Genomic DNA, 13,697 nt, shown 5'->3' with positions numbered 1-13,697 from the left:
CGCGGGCACCTCACTACATCCAGCGTGCCGACGTATTGCCGGATGCGCATGCGACTGTGTCGCGTGACACGCCAGGCCGAAAGGGGACCGACTTGGTTTTGTCACAGGCAACCTGACTAGCATTCGCGTGTGACCGAATCGCCGGAGAAGACGACAGCAACGCTGCCCAACCGTCGATCCGACGACCCCAATGGCCGCGCACGACGCCTCTCACCTGGGTCGACGTCAATCGTTGCCGTCGTGGCGGGTGTGATCGCGATTGTTGCGGCTGTGCTCACGCCTTTCCTCCCGGTGACCACGACGACGGCAACCATCACGTGGCCGCAGGGTCAGCAGCTCGGTGCGGCAAACGCCGACATCACCTCTCCGCTCGTCGCCCAGATGGCGCAGGATCTCGACGTCACCATTCCGTGTTCGCTCCTGCGGTCTGCGCCGGCCGATGCGTCGTCGACGATCCTCACGACGATGCCGCCCGCTGCGAAGAACCAGCGGACATCGGCGCTGAACGTGACGGCAGACGCGAACACGGTGACGGTGACGATGCGTGGCGACACGGTCGCGTCTGCCCCGCGCGCCGACGTCGCGTCGGATCGGTGCACGCAGCTCCACATCTTCTCGTCGGCGGCGGGTTCGGGCGCACGCTTTGTGGGACTCGGACCGGTACAGATGGCGCCGGAAGCCGACCGTCCGCAGGTGGCAGGCCTGTTCACCGACATCCCGACGTCGACGATCACCTCGACGCCCGGTTTGTCGGCGCGCATCGTCGTCGACGATCGGTTCGATTCGAGTCCGTCGATCATCAAATGGCTCGTGATGATCGTCGGCGTCCTGGCGGCGATCGTCGCACTCGGTGCGCTTGCTCAACTCGACCGCATCTACGGCTACCACCGGCGAGTCGGTCGGGTGCGGTGGTTGGAGCTGATTCGTCCGCGCGCCACCGATATCGCGGTGACCGCGATCCTGCTCATCTGGCATTTCCTCGGAGCAGGCTCGTCCGACGACGGCTACATCCTCAACATGGGCCGGAACGCGGAGCACGCGGGCTACCTGGCCAACTACTACCGCTTCTACGGCATCCCCGAGGCGCCGTTCGACTGGTATTACGACTTCCTCGCACACTGGTCGGCGGTGTCGGCGACGGGTGTGTGGATGCGCATCCCGTCGTTGGTGATCGGGCTGGTGAGCTGGTTCATCCTCAGTCGGGTGCTGCTCCCGCGTCTGGGACGTGCCATCCGCACGTCGCAGTGGGCGATGGTGACCGGCGCCGCGGTCTTTCTCGCATTCTGGCTGCCGATGGCCTCGGGCCTGCGCAGCGAGGGCGTCGTGGTGCTCGGCAGTCTGCTGACCTGGTGGGGCGTCGAGCAGGCCATCGCGACCCGGCGCATGTTGCCTGCCGCGGGAGCGGCCTTCGCAGCCGCTCTGACCCTTGCGACCGCGCCGACGGGTGTCATCGCGGTGGCACTCCTGATCACCGGTGCGCGGCCGATGCTCAAGCTCCTTGTTCGACGACGCCGCGAGTCGGGCCTTGCCTCTCTTCTGCTTCCGCTGTTGGCGGCTCCGGCCATCGTGGTGATCATCGTGTTCCGCGACCAGACGCTCGCGTCGGTGTTCGAGGCGATACGGGTGCGCTACACCGTCGGGCCGACGCTGGCCTGGTACCAGGAACTGTTGCGGTACTACTTCCTCGCGGTCAACACGCGCGACGGCTCGCTGGTGCGAAGGGTGCCGGTGCTCTTGCTGCTGGTCTCGCTGTTCGTGGTTCTCGCGATCATGCTGCGGCGCAAGCAGATCCGTGGGGTCGACAGCGGACCGGTCTGGCGCATCACAGGGGCGGTACTGATCACGATCGGACTGCTCTCGCTCACCCCGACCAAGTGGACCATCCAGTTCGGTATCTTCGCGGGCCTCGCAGCGGCACTCGCTGCGGTCGCCTGTGTTGCGATCGGCCAGGTGGCGCAACGTAATACGCGTAACCTGTCGATCCTGATCGCAGGCCTGCTCGTCGCCTGCGCGGCCGCGGCGGCCGGATACAACGCATGGCCGTGGTCGTACGACTTCGGCATCTCGTGGTTCGACAAGGCGCCAGTGGTTGCGGGACTTCAGGTCTCGTCGATGTTCCTGGTGCTGGCGGTGATTGCACTCGTCGTCGCGGTGTGGCAGCACCTGCGCCTCGACTACGTCGCCGACACCGGACTGCACCACGACGCAGGCAAACCGCCGAACCGGTGGCGAACCGGCATCGCGTCGTCGCCCATTGCCGTCATCGCGGTGATCATCCTACTCGCAGAGCTGGCCGTGTTCGCCAAGGCGGCCGTGGCTCGCGCCGACACCTACTCGGTGCTGAAGGGCAACGTGCACGCGGTCACCGGAGGCTGCGGTATGGCCGATTACGTTCTCGTCGAACCCGATTCGAACAAGGGGAGCCTCGCTCCGGTCGACAACGCGTCGCCGTCACAGGCGTTGGAGGGCACCGCACGGGGCTTCTCGGCCCAGGGTGTCGCCGACGACCTCACGCCGGAGGCGGATTCGATCAAGCCGGGTACGCAGAACACCTCGGCCGATCTCTCGAAGACCTTCGTCGTCGCCGGTGGTGCACCGGGGACGACGGGCGGGCGTGGACCGGAAGGGGTCAACGGCAGCACCGCGGCGTTGCCGTTCGGACTCGACCCCGCGACGACCCCGGTGATGGGCAGTTACGGAGCCGACGGCCAGGCATCGCTGACGACCGACTGGTATCGACTGCCCGCGCGCGACTCGTCGCCGCTGATCGTCATCACGGCGGCAGGCGCGCTCGCCTCGACCGATCCCGACGGGGTCACGACATACGGGCAGTCGCTGCAGGTGGAGTTCGGTGTCGAGCAGGACGGAAAGTTCCAGCAGGTCGGTACCTCCGTGCAGCCGATCGACGCCGACCGCAAGGCGAATCGGCCGTGGCGCAACCTGCGCATCCCGATGTCGTCGGTACCCGCCGGTGCGACCGCGATGCGGATCGTCGCGACCGACAACAACCTCGACCCCGACCAGTGGCTCGCGGTGACGCCGCCGCGCGCGCCCGAGTTGAAGACGCTGCAGGATGTCGTCGGATCGTCGGACCCGGTGCTCGTCGACTTCGCGGTCGGCGCGGCATTCCCCTGCCAGCACCCGATGGATGCGTCCAACGGCGTCAACCAGATTCCGCAGTGGCGAATCCTGCCGGAGCTGTCGGTGGCGAACTCGCAGTCGAAGACGTGGATGGCCACCGTCAACGGCGGACTGCTCACCACGGCGGAAGCGCTGACGACGCCGTCGACGATGGCGACGTATCTGAAGAACGACTGGTACCGCGATTGGGGCAGCCTGCAACGGTTGTCGCCGTTGGTGCCGGATGCGGTGCCCGCAGCGGTGAGTACCGGAACGTCGACCAGGTGGGGCTGGAGCCGTCCCGGAGCAATGCAGGTGGTGCCAGAAGATGATGAGTGAGACGTCGGTGAACGCAACGGGGAACGGCGACGAGAAGCCGAGCGACAAGGGCACGGGCGGACCGGTGTCGTCGAAATCGGCCGATCGGATCAGGATCGCGAAGATCGTCGCGGTGGTCGCCGGGCTCATCGGCATCGTCATCGCGTTGCTGACCCCGTTCCTGCCGGTCAATTACACCAAGACGGAACTGACCTGGCCGCAACAGAATTCGGTCGGCAGCGTGGCAGCGCCGAGCGTCTCGTTCTCGCCGGTCTCGATGGACGTGTCCGTCCCGTGCTCGCTCGCCAAGAGTCTGCCCGCCTCGGGTGGCGTGATCGTCTCGACGGTGCCGTGGAACGGAGCCGATGCCAACAAGGTCGGCTTCTTCATCCGCGCCACCCGCGACTCGTTGCAGTTGACGCAGCGAAACATCGTGTTGCTCAGTGCGCCTCGAAGCGCGGCAGAGAACTCTCCCGGGTGTCGCGTCGTCTTCCACGCCGACACCGACGGCGCTGCAGGCAAATTCGAGAACCTCTCGACAACGGACACCGGTCTGGGGTCATTCGACCTACGAGACGCGACGGCACGCCCGCAGATCATCGGTGTGTACTCGCAGTTGCCGCAGGATGCGCCGACGGAGGGCCTGTCGTTCCGCGCGACACTGGACACGCGTTTCGTGTCGACCCCGACAACGCTGAAGTTCTGGCTCCTGGTCATCGGCGTCGTCATGACGATTGCCTCGATGCTCGCGCTGGCCGTGCTCGACGCCCGTGACGGACGCGGCGTCCACAAGCTCTTCCCGCAGGGCTGGTGGCGACCGCGCTGGGTCGACGCCTTCGTCACGCTCGTCCTGCTGATCTGGTTGTTCGTCGGTGGCAACACGGCAGACGACGGGTATCAGGTCACCGTCGCACGAGTCGCCCGCAACGCCGGATACCTCGACAACTACTACCGGTACTTCGGTGTGCCGCAAGACCCGTTCGGTTGGCACTACCAGTACCTCTCGCTGTGGATGGAGGTGAGCACGGCGACGCCGTGGCTGCGGCTGTTGCCCTTCCTCTACGCGGTGGTCGGCTGGTGGCTGATCAGCCGCGCAGCCATCCCACGACTGGGCTACGCGGTCCGGACGTCGCAGTCCGCGATCTGGGCGGCCGCCCTCGTGTTCCTCGCGGTGTGGATGCCGTTCAACAACGGGCTTCGCGTGGAACCGATCATCGCCGTCGGCACGCTGCTGGCATGGGTGCTCGTGGAGCGGGCGATAGCGACCGGAAGATTCTTCCCGCTCACGCTCGCGATCGTGGTCGCGGCGTTCACCCTCACGATCCACCCGACAGGCGTGATCGCTGCCATCCCGCTCATCGCGGGAATCCGACCCCTGCTGAAGCGTCTGATGATCAGACGACGACGAGACGGGTTGTGGCCCATCCTCATACCGATTCTGGCGTCGGGACTCGTCGTGCTCTACGAGATCTTCGCCGACCAGACACTCGCTGCGATTCGCGAGGCCATCAGGGTCAACTCTGCCGTCGGTCCGACCAACAAGTGGTGGGAAGAGGGCATGCGCTACTACATGCTCATGAATCCCACCGCCGACGGCGGCATCGCGCGCCGATTCGGTGTGCTCATCACGTTCGTGTGTCTGATCGTCGTGGTGGTCATGCTGCTCAACCGTCGACGGCTGGCGGGCATTGCGTCGGCTCCCACCTGGCGGTTGGTTGCCACGGTCGCGGGTACCGCAGTGATGATGGCGTTCCTGCCGACCAAATGGACACACCAGATGGGTGTGTATGCCTGCATCGCAGGCTCGTTGGCCGCTGTCGCAACCGTGTGCGTCGACCGCGCGGTGATGCGTCGACGACGCAACCGCACACTCTTCGCTGCGGCGTGTGCGTACGTGCTGGCGCTGGCCTTCTCGGGACGCAACCAGTGGTGGTACGTCGGTAGCTACGGAATTCCTTGGCGCGACGCCGTTCCCGACGTGAAGGGCATCCCTGTCTGGGCGGTCATCCTCACTGTCGCGGTGCTGCTCACCATTCTCGGTCTCTGGCAACACTTCCGCGACGACTACGTCTCCGACGACGTTCGACGCGGCGAGGAGCGGGTGTCGAAGAACCGGTGGACAGCCTGGTTGCGCTCGCCGTCGATCATCGTCGTGTCGGTGATCATGCTGCTGTTCACGCTGGTCTCCTTCGCGAAGGCGGATTGGACACAACGTAATTCGTGGTCGTGGCTGAGTTCGAATGTTGCCGCGGTACGCGGTGAGCCGTGCGCGCTCGCCGACGCGGTGCTCGTCGAGAAGGACGTCAATTCCGGTCTGCTCGCGCCGGCACGTGTTGCGGGACAGAATAACCCGTCGCCGGGGGCTGCGCTTGCGGGTGCCGACGCGACCGGCTTCGACCCGAACGGCGTCGGATCTGATCTATCCGACGACGGCACCGAATCGGACTCGTCAACGGGGACATCGTCGGCCGAGGTCGACCGAACGCAATCGGACGCGACCGAACAGACCGGAACCGACGGTAGTAGTCCGTCGAGCGACACCGCAGGCGGAACGACGTCGACCACCGGCGTCAACGGCTCCCAGGTGAAACTGCCATTCGGGCTTTCGCCGCAGCGCACACCGGTGCTCGGTACGTACGGATCGCCGTCGGGCACAGGCAGTCTGACTTCGGATTGGTATCAGCTACCCGCGCGCGGTTCCGATACTCCGCTCATCACGATGTCGGTTGCCGGACAGATCGAATACGTCGACGATCTCGCCGTCACGCGTTCGGGACAGCAGGTTCGCCTCCAGTTCGGCCGTGTGGGTCCTGACGGTTCGGTGACACCTGCGGGGATCATGACCCCGATGGATATCGGCGGTGCACCTGCGTGGCGCAACCTGCGGTTCCCGCTCGACGGTGCTCCGCAGGGTGCGACGGTGGTGCGCGTGCTCGCGCAGGACACGTCGACCAACTCCGATCAGTGGCTTGCCGTCACTCCACCTCGTGTCTCAAAGATGATCACGCTCAACGACCTCGTGGGTAGCGAGGCTCCCGTGATGATCGACTGGGAGGCTGCACTGGCATTCCCGTGTCAGCGTCCCGCACAGGTGCACAACGGCGTCCTGGAAACACCGGAGTGGCGGATCTCGCCCGACCGTGAAGGCGAGCGGGTCAATTCGCAGCGCTGGATGGCGGGGACCGCGGGCGGTCCGCTCGGCATCGTCGAGAACCAAATGCGCCCAACGGTGTTGCCGTCGTATCTACGCAACGACTGGGCCAAGGACTGGGGCATGCTGCAGCGGCTCACACCGCTCGTGCCGCAGAAGCCCGCAGAGCTCACGGTGACGACCGATGTCCACAACGGGCTCTGGTCGCCGGGACAGATTCGCGCAGTTGGGTTCTGAGTCCTGCCGGGCTCTGTAGCCTTGCCTGTTTCTGCGATCTCAGGCGGCGCCGATGTCGGAGGTGGGTGCGTTCGGGGTCTTGTGGCCCCGAACGCGCCGCTCGAACAGGTAGACGGCGACACTCACCGCGGACCACGTGGTGAGCACCAGGAACGGCCAGACATGTTGATGCCCGCGGAAATACACTGCGGTGTGCAGCGCGTTGACCGACGCGCCGGGTGGCAGCCAGCCGCCGATGGTCGCGATCACCCGGGGTAGCAGCGGCCACGCGACGGAGCCGCCCGACGATGGATTACCCAGCAGCACCATGACCGCCCATGTCGGCAGGATTGCCCAGCGGCCGAACATCGCGCTGAACATCGTGAAGATCATGCCGCAGGTGAACATCGTCAGGGCAAGAATGAGCCACACCTCGAACACCGGCAGCGTCAGCGCACCGATGATCCAGTCGATCATGGCGCAGATGGTGAACCCGCCCAGTAGCGAGTACAACGCGGTGAATCCGATTCTCTCCCAGGGCCGCAACTTGTTGGCATGCACGCCGAGCTGGATCGCGCCGACGAATCCGATGATGACCGCCGCAAGCATCATGTAGAAGATGGTGAGCCCGTGCGGATCTCGGGGTTGTAGTGGATTGACGTCGCGGACGCTCACCCGGTAGCCGGTCCCGGCGGCCGCACGCGGCATGCTCTGCTCGAGGAGTTGCGCGACCGTCGCACCGGACGCGCTCGACAGTTCGACGTCGATGGTGCGCGCCGTGGTGTCGATGTCGACAACCGCGAAGACCTGCTGGTTCTGCAACTGTTCGACGCCTTCGGCATGGGTTGGTAGATGACGCACATCGACCGAACTGCCGAGTTCGCGCGCGAGCCGTGCCTCGACATCGGCTGACTGCGGCGGTGGCAGGTCACCGACGACGGCGATCGGCACACGTTCGGGTTTCGGGTTGGCCGTCGAGTACGTGTAGGAGCCGACGAATAACGCCGCCGCGATGCCGAGGATCACCACGATCACCAGCGCGGGCGCGAACCGAGAGGTGCGGATGGCGTGCCAGGCCCTGCGGAAGTCATCTGTGGTGCGCACGCCTCGAGGCTATTCGTTCGTCGGATAGGCTGCGGAGAAGCTGATCGGAACGACCCGGAGGTAAGTCCATGACCAGTGCCTACGACTTCACGGCGACGGACATCGACGGCAACACCGTCGACCTCGACGACTACCGGGGGCAACCGTTGCTGATCGTCAACACCGCGTCGAAGTGCGGTTTCACCCCGCAGTACAAGGGACTCGAAGAGCTCAGCAAGACTTACGCCGAGAGCGGGCTGGTCGTACTCGGGTTCCCCTGTGATCAGTTCGCTCATCAGGAACCGGGCGACGAGGCGGAGATCAAGAACTTCTGCTCGCTCACCTACGACGTCAGCTTCCCGATGTTCGCGAAAGTCGACGTCAACGGGTCCGACGCGCATCCGCTTTTCGCGTGGCTACGCGAGCAGAAGTCGGGCGTGCTCGGCAATCGCATCAAGTGGAACTTCACCAAGTTCCTCGTCGACCGCGACGGTCAGGTCGTCGACCGCTTCGCGCCGACCGTGAAGCCCGAGAAGCTGACCGGAGACATCGACAAGGTGATCTGAGAACGGGTGTGCGCTTTGTGGCCGCTGTGTGCCGTGTGACCGTCGTCAGCCCAGCCACACAGACCGCGCACCGGAATCGCCGACGCGGACGACCATCACCAGAGCGCCAAGCGCCACAACGATAGTCGCAACCGCGAGCACGACCCGCAGCCAACCGTGCGCGCGTACCGAAGCCACCGCAGGTATCCGGCGCGCGATGGTGTCGTCGTACATCGCCCAGGAGAGTACGACCAGTACGAAAAGCGCTGCGACCCAATAGAGCATCTGGCCGCCGAGCTCGGTATGGCTGTGCAGGGCTTCTGATCGCGGTACCTGCTTCTCCAATGTCTCACCCGCGGAAGTGGTGAGCGGTGTGATGGTCATCGCGACAACCGCGACCGCCGGTGTGAACCAGCCGAGCCGTCGGCGTGCTGCCGGCCATACGCTCGCCAGGATCGCCAGGACGGCCGTGAGGGGAATCGCCACCACCGCAAGGTGAACAAACAGGGGGTGCGCGGGCAGTCCGGCGATCGTGTCCATCGCACGAGTGTGACGGTCAGTCGCTGAAGGAGCGCTGAGAATGCTTCGCCAACCCCTCGTGTGGAGCGACTCAGTCCGAGAAGCGATGATCGCCAACGCCGAACCAGGCCTGCGCGGCCGATCGCATCCGCTCGGGAAGGTACGTGTACTCGTGTGGCTGGGCGCCCGCCGCGCGGGCCGCGGATTCGAGGTGATCGCGCAGGCGCCACACCAGTGCCGGATCGGTCGCGGGTCCGATGTCGAGTGCATCCTCGACGGCCGCGGTCGACAATCCGAGTTGCGCTGCGAGAGTTGCGGTATCGAGACCGGCGAGGTCGAGATTCGCGCGCAGTTCCGCGCTGGTGACGCGGCGTTGGTGTGCGTTCAGAGACATGATCGTCGTCTCCCTTTTACAAGTTGGTCTGCGCAGTCATTAGTTGGTCTGTGCACCAGTCTATGAAATTCACGCCATACAGTGACAAGGCAAGCGTATGGTCGCCCGAGACGGAGCCTGGAAGGGGAGACGATGAGCGAGCGGCTGGCAGGCAAGGTTGCGCTGGTGAGTGGCGGTGCGCGGGGCATGGGTGCAGCGCACGTGCGCGAGATGATCGCGGAGGGCGCGCGCGTCGTCGCCGGCGACATCCTCGACGACGAGGGCAAGGCGCTGGCCGACGAAGTCGGCGATGCGGTGCGCTACGTCCATCTCGACGTCACCGAACCCGACGACTGGCAAGCCGCTGTCGCGTCCACGGTCGACACTTTCGGGCGCCTGGACGTCTTGGTGAACAACGCGGGAATCGTGAACTTCGGCCTGTTCGAGGACTATACACTCGACGACTGGCGCAAGATCCTCGATGTGAACCTGACCGGAGTGTTCCTCGGCATCAAATCTGTTGTGCCGCAGATGAAGGAGGCCGGCAGCGGCTCGATCATCAACATCTCGTCGATCGAGGGGCTGGCGGGAACGATTGCCACTCACGGTTACACAGCGTCCAAGTTCGGTGTGCGTGGACTCACCAAGTCGGCTGCGCTGGAGTTGGGGCCGAGCGGCATTCGGGTCAACTCGGTGCACCCCGGCCTGATCAAGACGCCGATGACGGAATGGGTGCCCGACGACATCTTCCAGACCGCACTCGGTAGGGCTGCGGACCCGTCCGAGGTGTCGAAACTCGTTGTCTACCTGGCTTCCGACGAGTCGAGCTACTCCACGGGGGCGGAGTTCGTCGTCGACGGTGGTGTCGTTGCGGGCTTGGCGCACAAGGACTTCGGAGTCGTCGACGCGTCGGAGGTTGACGGCTGACCTCACACGGAGGCGAGCTCTCTACGCAGGAACGAGCGCAGTGACTCGTTGAAACGTTGCGTGGTAGGTGCTTTCGGCGCAATCTGATCGAACGCGTGGAAGGCGCCGTCGGCGATCTCGACATCGCAGTCGACCCCTGCCTCGCGGAGTCGTCGTGCGTAGTCCAGTGTCTCGTCGTGGAACAGGTCGCAGGTTCCGACGCCGAGCCAGGTAGGCGGTAAGCCGTCGAGATCTGCGCGGCGTGCGGGTACGGCCCGCTGCCTGTCCGCAGCGCCGAGGTAGAGATCCCACCCCCGCTGATTATCACGCTCAGACCAGAGCACGTATCGACGTCCCGTGGGCGTCGCCGCGGTCCGGTCGTCGAGCATCGGATACACGAGAGCCTGTGCAGCGAGGGGGATGTCGCCGCGATCGCGTGTCAGCAGTGCGAGTGCGGCGGTGAGGCCGCCTCCCGCGCTGGCGCCGGCGATTGCGATGCGATCGCGGTCGACCCACGGTTGCTCGGCCAGCCATGCGAGCGCGGTATAGCAGTCCTCGAGCGGTGTCGGATACGGGTATTGCGGCGCGAGTCTGTAGTTGACGGCAGCCACCGTGATGCCGGTGGCGTCGGCGAGGTCGCGGCAGTAGATGTCATCTTGTCCGGCAGAACCGAGCACGTACCCGCCGCCGTGGATCCACAGCATCGCGGTGCCGGTGTTCTGTGCTCCGGTTGGCCGGTGCAGGCGAATCGATACCCCTGGCCCGATCGCGACCGTCGGGACGCCGCGCACGCGGGCCAGGGGCATACCGCCGAGTCGTAGGACGCCTCGCGGCATGTGCCGCAGTCCGATTCCGCGAGGAATCCAGCGTGCGGTGCGTCGAAGGTCGGGAGCGATGTCGGCGGTCGTCACCAACTGGACTATACATTTCCGAGAAAGTGTCTACATCGAGTGTGATCTGTGCCACGATGAGCCCGGCGAAGGGAGTGGCCATGTCCACATTTGACACAGTCGTTCGAGGTGGCCGGTGGTTCGACGGCTCGGGGGCGCCGTCGGCGATCCGCGACATCGGTATTCGCGACGGTCGGGTGGCCGCGATCAGTACGGAACCCCTCGACACCGAGGGTGCACGGGTCATCGACGCCGAGGGTGCATGGGTGACGCCGGGTCTGATCGACATCCACACGCACTACGACGTCGAGGTTCTCGACACCCCGGAGCTGACCGAGTCGCTTCGCCACGGCGTGACCACAGTGTTCATCGGGTCGTGCTCGCTGTCGACGATCTACGTCAACGGGGAGGAGGCGGGCGACCTCTTCGGGCGCGTCGAAGCGATCCCGCGCGACCACGTCATCTCCGCGGTGGACGAACACAAGGACTGGTCGTCGCCGAGGGAGTATGTCGAACGGTTGGAGGGTCTGCCGCTCGGGGCGAATCTCGCTGCATTCATCGGACATTCGGACATGCGGACGTCTGTGATGGGTCTCGATCGTGCGACACGATCGGATGTACGACCCACACGCGCGGAGCAGGCACGGATGGAGGAGATGCTCGGCGACGCGCTCGTCGAGGGATTCGTCGGACTCTCGTCGCAGCAGCTCAAGTTCGACAAGCTCGACGGCGTGACATGTCGGTCACGCACCCTGCCGTCGACGTACGCCAAACCCAAAGAGCTGCGCCGACTCAAGAGCATGCTGCGCCACAGCGGCCGAGTGCTGCAGTCGGGACCCGACATCCAGAACCCGCTCAATCTGCTGTCGCAGATGGTGCAGTCGATCGGCTTCGGGCGCCCTGTGCTGAAGACGTCGCTGCTGTCTGCGGCCGACGTGAAGTCGAACGAGAAAGCGCTGATCCTGATGGACCGCCCTACCGCGCTCATCAATCGCTTGGGCGGCGACTTCCGCTGGCAGCACCTGCCGGTGCCGTTCGAGGTGTATGCGGACGGTATCGATCTGGTGATCTTCGAGGAATTCGGTTCCGGCGCAGCGGCATTGCACCTGCGTGACGACATTGAACGAGATGCGCTCATCCAAGACGAGGAGTACCGGCGCAGGTTCCGCAAGGACTACGAGCAGAAGTTCGGCATCAGGGTGTGGCACCGCGACTTCTTCGACGCCGACATCGTCGCGTGTCCCGACGAGTCGGTGATCGGAAAGTCGTTCGGTCAGGTCGGGCTCGATCGTGGCGGACTCCACCCGGTGGACGCCTTCCTCGACCTCGTCGTCGAACACGGCCGTGAGATCCGTTGGCGCACAACCATCTCGAATCATCGTCCGGAAATGCTCAAGAAGATCGCCACCTGGCCAACGGTCCAGATGGGCTTCTCCGACGCCGGAGCTCACCTGCGCAACATGGCCTTCTACAACAGCGGGCTGCGGTTGCTGCGCCATGTTCGTGACGCCGAGCAGGCCGGAAAGCCGTTCATGAGTACCGAATACGCGATCCATCGCCTCACCGGTGAAGTCGCCGACTTCTACGACATCGACGCGGGACACCTGCGGGTCGGCGACCGAGCCGACCTCGTCGTGATCGATCCCGAACACCTCGACGAGCAACTCGAAGCGTACGGCGAGGCGCCGATCGAACAGTTCGGCCAGATGTCGCGCATGGTGAATCGAAACGACGCCGCAATCAGAGCCGTCATGGTGAGCGGACAGACCGTGTTCGCCGACGGTGAGTTCGCGCCGTCCGTGGGGACGGTGCGCACGGGTAGCTTCCTGCGGGCCGGGCACACCACTCCGCCGACAATTGTGCCGCCGGCGACAGCTGAGCGTGAACTCATCCGGACGAGCTGAGTGCAGTCGGGGAGTCATTCAGGACTTCCCGACAGGCACTACGCCTCGAAAGTCACTGTTACGTATAGGTGCGACAGCGGTTTGCGTCGCATCTCCACTGGCAGACGTCAGTACGCAGAAGTCGCCGGGCTTTCAGTGCGGTGACCCCCTTTTGCGTGCAACGATCGGAGTATGGCCGACACAAGCACCGCACCAGACAGCATCCTTGAGGCCGGTACCACCGCGCCCGATTTCACCCTCAAGGCGACGCCCGATCAATCGCTGAGCCTCTCTGAACTCAAGGGCAATCCCGTTGTCCTCGTGTTCTATCCCGCCGACTGGAGTCAGGTATGCGGCGACGAACTCGCCGTCTTCAACCAGTCGCTGCCGCTGCTACAGGAGTACGGCGCGGTTCTCCTCGGCATCTCGGTCGACAGCGCGTGGAGTCACCAGGCGTTCAAGGAGTCGCGCAAGCTCGGCTACGACCTCCTTGCTGACTACAACCCCAAGGGCGCGGTCTCCAAGGAGTACGGCGCATACGACGAACAGGCCGGCTGCTCCAAGCGCGCTCTGTTCGTCGTCGACGCGGACGGCGTCATCTCGTGGAGCTACCTGTCGCCGATGGCCATCAACCCGGGTGTGAACGGGGTGCTCGACGCCCTCGAAGCCCTCAAGAACAAGAACGCGTGAGGA

10 protein-coding genes are annotated in these 13,697 nt (G+C 65.0%); 6 read left to right on the top strand and 4 right to left on the bottom strand.

Annotated features, from left to right (window positions below):
* The first annotated feature begins 129 nt into the window (after positions 1 to 129).
* Positions 130 to 3,459, top strand: a complete 3,330-nt coding sequence (locus RND64_RS19675) for an arabinosyltransferase domain-containing protein (RefSeq protein ID WP_049700047.1) — start codon at positions 130 to 132, stop codon at positions 3,457 to 3,459.
* Complete coding sequence (locus RND64_RS19670) at positions 3,449 to 6,826, top strand: arabinosyltransferase domain-containing protein (RefSeq protein ID WP_152930111.1); 3,378 nt, start codon at positions 3,449 to 3,451, stop codon at positions 6,824 to 6,826. Before RND64_RS19675 ends, RND64_RS19670 begins: the two co-directional genes overlap by 11 nt.
* A 39-nt stretch (positions 6,827 to 6,865) precedes the next feature.
* Here the strand turns inward: RND64_RS19670 and RND64_RS19665 are convergent, their stop codons facing one another.
* Positions 6,866 to 7,909 (bottom strand): membrane protein, encoded by a 1,044-nt coding sequence (locus tag RND64_RS19665; protein WP_049700046.1) that lies wholly within the window; start codon positions 7,907 to 7,909, stop codon positions 6,866 to 6,868.
* 68 nt (positions 7,910 to 7,977) lie between these two features.
* Between RND64_RS19665 and RND64_RS19660 the strand changes: the two genes are divergently transcribed.
* A complete protein-coding gene (locus RND64_RS19660; RefSeq protein ID WP_049700045.1) occupies positions 7,978 to 8,454 on the top strand; it encodes a glutathione peroxidase in 477 nt (158 codons plus the stop codon).
* A gap of 45 nt (positions 8,455 to 8,499) precedes the next feature.
* Here RND64_RS19660 and RND64_RS19655 read toward each other — a convergent pair whose 3' ends face one another.
* Positions 8,500 to 8,973 (bottom strand): DUF2231 domain-containing protein, encoded by a 474-nt coding sequence (locus tag RND64_RS19655; RefSeq protein WP_049700044.1) that lies wholly within the window; start codon positions 8,971 to 8,973, stop codon positions 8,500 to 8,502.
* Between the two features lie 70 nt (positions 8,974 to 9,043).
* Positions 9,044 to 9,346: a DUF2316 family protein gene (locus RND64_RS19650; RefSeq protein WP_049700043.1), complete on the bottom strand. Its 303-nt coding sequence runs from the start codon at positions 9,344 to 9,346 to the stop codon at positions 9,044 to 9,046.
* 132 nt (positions 9,347 to 9,478) lie between these two features.
* On the opposite strand from RND64_RS19650, the gene RND64_RS19645 reads away from it, so the two are divergent.
* Positions 9,479 to 10,252, top strand: a complete 774-nt coding sequence (locus tag RND64_RS19645) for a glucose 1-dehydrogenase (protein WP_049700042.1) — start codon at positions 9,479 to 9,481, stop codon at positions 10,250 to 10,252.
* Positions 10,253 to 10,254: 2 nt separating this feature from the next.
* Here the strand turns inward: RND64_RS19645 and RND64_RS19640 are convergent, their stop codons facing one another.
* Positions 10,255 to 11,142: an alpha/beta hydrolase gene (locus tag RND64_RS19640; protein ID WP_049700041.1), complete on the bottom strand. Its 888-nt coding sequence runs from the start codon at positions 11,140 to 11,142 to the stop codon at positions 10,255 to 10,257.
* Between the two features lie 80 nt (positions 11,143 to 11,222).
* On the opposite strand from RND64_RS19640, the gene RND64_RS19635 reads away from it, so the two are divergent.
* Positions 11,223 to 13,025 carry an N-acyl-D-amino-acid deacylase family protein gene (locus RND64_RS19635; RefSeq protein ID WP_049700040.1) on the top strand — a complete coding sequence of 601 codons (1,803 nt, stop codon included), beginning with the start codon at positions 11,223 to 11,225 and terminating at the stop codon, positions 13,023 to 13,025.
* 171 nt (positions 13,026 to 13,196) lie between these two features.
* Positions 13,197 to 13,694, top strand: a complete 498-nt coding sequence (locus RND64_RS19630; RefSeq protein ID WP_049700039.1) for a redoxin domain-containing protein — start codon at positions 13,197 to 13,199, stop codon at positions 13,692 to 13,694.
* The last annotated feature ends 3 nt before the right edge of the window (positions 13,695 to 13,697 follow it).

This window comes from Gordonia sp. w5E2 (assembly GCF_036540975.1).
Classification (GTDB): Bacteria; Actinomycetota; Actinomycetes; order Mycobacteriales; family Mycobacteriaceae; genus Gordonia; species Gordonia jacobaea.
The sequence above is the reverse complement of the archived record's forward strand: the minus strand, read 5'-3'. Positions and strand labels throughout refer to the sequence as shown.

Excerpts from the sequence above, each read along its gene's own strand:
- RND64_RS19630 (WP_049700039.1), top strand. The coding sequence starts at position 13,197 with ATGGCCGACACAAGCACCGCACCAGACAGCATCCTTGAGGCCGGTACC.
- RND64_RS19650 (WP_049700043.1), bottom strand. The coding sequence starts at position 9,346 with ATGTCTCTGAACGCACACCAACGCCGCGTCACCAGCGCGGAACTGCGC.
- RND64_RS19660 (WP_049700045.1), top strand. The coding sequence starts at position 7,978 with ATGACCAGTGCCTACGACTTCACGGCGACGGACATCGACGGCAACACC.
- RND64_RS19645 (WP_049700042.1), top strand. The coding sequence starts at position 9,479 with ATGAGCGAGCGGCTGGCAGGCAAGGTTGCGCTGGTGAGTGGCGGTGCG.
- RND64_RS19655 (WP_049700044.1), bottom strand. The coding sequence starts at position 8,973 with ATGGACACGATCGCCGGACTGCCCGCGCACCCCCTGTTTGTTCACCTT.
- RND64_RS19635 (WP_049700040.1), top strand. The coding sequence starts at position 11,223 with ATGTCCACATTTGACACAGTCGTTCGAGGTGGCCGGTGGTTCGACGGC.
- RND64_RS19670 (WP_152930111.1), top strand. The coding sequence starts at position 3,449 with ATGATGAGTGAGACGTCGGTGAACGCAACGGGGAACGGCGACGAGAAG.